Origin of the sequence: Pseudoalteromonas sp. Isolate3 (genome assembly GCF_022398505.1) — a bacterium.
Classification (GTDB): Bacteria; Pseudomonadota; Gammaproteobacteria; order Enterobacterales; family Alteromonadaceae; genus Pseudoalteromonas; species Pseudoalteromonas apostichopi.
This window is the reverse complement of sequence record NZ_JAKEVN010000230.1, coordinates 1-2,033: the sequence shown is the minus strand read 5'-3', so window position 1 is coordinate 2,033 and position 2,033 is coordinate 1. Positions and strand designations below refer to the sequence as shown.

Sequence of the window (2,033 nt, the reverse complement as noted above, 5' to 3'; positions counted from 1 at the left end):
CCTACATTCTCTATAAAGGTACTTTTAAATTTTAACTGTTCTTTGAGATTAAAATGGTACTCATTTTATGCGAAGTAATTTGCCTGTAAGTAATATAGAAATAACATTTCCAGAATCAAAAAAATTAATATCAGTCACGGATGTTAATGGCAACATTGTTGATTGTAATGATCACTTTGTTGAAATAAGTGGTTTTGATAAAAGTGAATTAATTGGGCAACCTCACAATATTGTTAGGCACCCTGATATGCCCGAGGTTGCATTCAAAAACATGTGGAAATATCTAAAGGATGGCAAGCCATGGATGGGCTTAGTTAAAAATCGATGTAAAGACGGCCGCTTTTATTGGGTAGACGCATATGTAACCCCCATTTGCCATGAAGGGGTAATAACCGGTTATGAATCAGTTCGTTCTTGCCCTAAGCAAGAAGATGTTATGCGTGCACAAAAAATTTATCCAAAACTTAGGCATGAGAATTCTACTTCTAAAAGTAATTTAAATAATTACTATTGTGAAATTACAGCTTTTTTTGTTTTTATTCTCGCAATTTTATTAAATTATATAGAGCATAAACATCTTGCTATTACTTTATTTATATTAAGTTTTACTATTAATTTTTTTTGTTCAATAAAATCTAGACGTCGGATAGTCAATGACTTGTTGGAAAAGCTTGGAAGTAGTTTTAAAGATGATTTAGCCGTAAAAACTTACACGAATAAATCAGGAGACTTAGGCAAGTTAGAAGTCGCAATAATAAGTCAATTTGCTCATTTAGGTGCTATTTTGACTAGAATAGAAAATGCGGCCTTGGCTGTATCGGAAGAGTCTCATAGTTGCCTTATACTTACTGAGCAAACATGTAGTGAGTTGCAAAACCAGCAATCAGAAACAATTCAAGTTGCTACGGCCATGAATCAAATGACCACAACGATTGCTGAGGTGGCACGGCATATTTCCGAAACGGCTAATCAGGCTGATACTGCTTCCAAATTATCAACTTCTGGTAAGCGTTTTTCAGAAGTCACAATGACTTCGATTAACCAATTACAAAATACAGTGTCACAAATAGGAGAGTCTATTACAGACGTTTCAATTCAAACTGAGCGTATCTCAAATGCAGCCCAATTAATTGAGCAAATTGCGGATCAAACAAATTTACTTGCACTGAATGCTGCTATAGAAGCAGCAAGAGCAGGTGAACAAGGGCGTGGATTTGCTGTTGTTGCAGATGAAGTTAGAACACTAGCCCAGAGAACACAGTCTTCTACAAAAGAAATCTACGATATTATTCACAACTTAATAATTAAGGCGAGTAGTGCTGAAGAAAAGGCTAAGTTGGGCAATGATGAAGCAAAGCATGGAGTATGCAATGTGAATGATAACGCTAAGATGCTTGATGGCATAGTCGTCGCTGTTGATCAAATCGCTCATATGTCTACCCAGATGTCCGCCGCTGTTGAGCAACAAGTTCATGTTGCTGAAGATATAAACCATCAAATTGTGAATATTTCAGAATTAGCAAATGTTGGAGTTACAAATGCAGATAAAGTTTCCCAGTCGATAGCTAAATTACAAGCAGTATCGAATGAATTACACGAATTGGTCGTTAGGTTTAAAAGGTAACAAATTATGTTTAATCTTGCTTTTGAACTTCAGAAGGAAAGGAACGGTCATCTTAAATCAATATCGATACTTATTATGTTCTTTTTATTGAGCTTTTGGGGATTGGAACAAATAAATATCATTCCACAAAAAGGTGGAATAGTACTTCACCTTACATTAGAGCTATTGCCTATATTTGTGTTTTCATCGATCGTATTACTTGAATTTCAGAGGCTTGACGGGCGCTATATTGAACAGAGTAATATTATTATTTTTGGCTTTAGTATTATTGTAATAATGGATTACATGAATGCCATTTCATTCTCTGGTATGCCTGCATTTATTTCTGAAAGCTCGAGCCAAAAGTCAATCTTTTTTTCTATACTCGCTCGAACATTTGAGTTAATTACATTTGCTGCTATTGCTTTAT

General features: G+C 35.0%; 2 protein-coding genes. Both read left to right on the top strand.

What is annotated here, in order from left to right; genetic code table 11:
* The first annotated feature begins 67 nt into the window (after positions 1–67).
* Positions 68–1,624, top strand: coding sequence for a PAS domain-containing methyl-accepting chemotaxis protein (locus L1D46_RS20455; RefSeq protein ID WP_130052873.1), 1,557 nt, complete (start codon positions 68–70; stop codon positions 1,622–1,624).
* 6 nt (positions 1,625–1,630) lie between these two features.
* Positions 1,631–2,033: MASE3 domain-containing protein (locus tag L1D46_RS20450; RefSeq protein ID WP_239978153.1), on the top strand; the 403-nt coding region annotated here is incomplete at its 3' end.

Coding starts and splice junctions, on each gene's coding strand:
- L1D46_RS20455 (WP_130052873.1), top strand. CDS start 68: ATGCGAAGTAATTTGCCTGTAAGTAATATAGAAATAACATTTCCAGAA.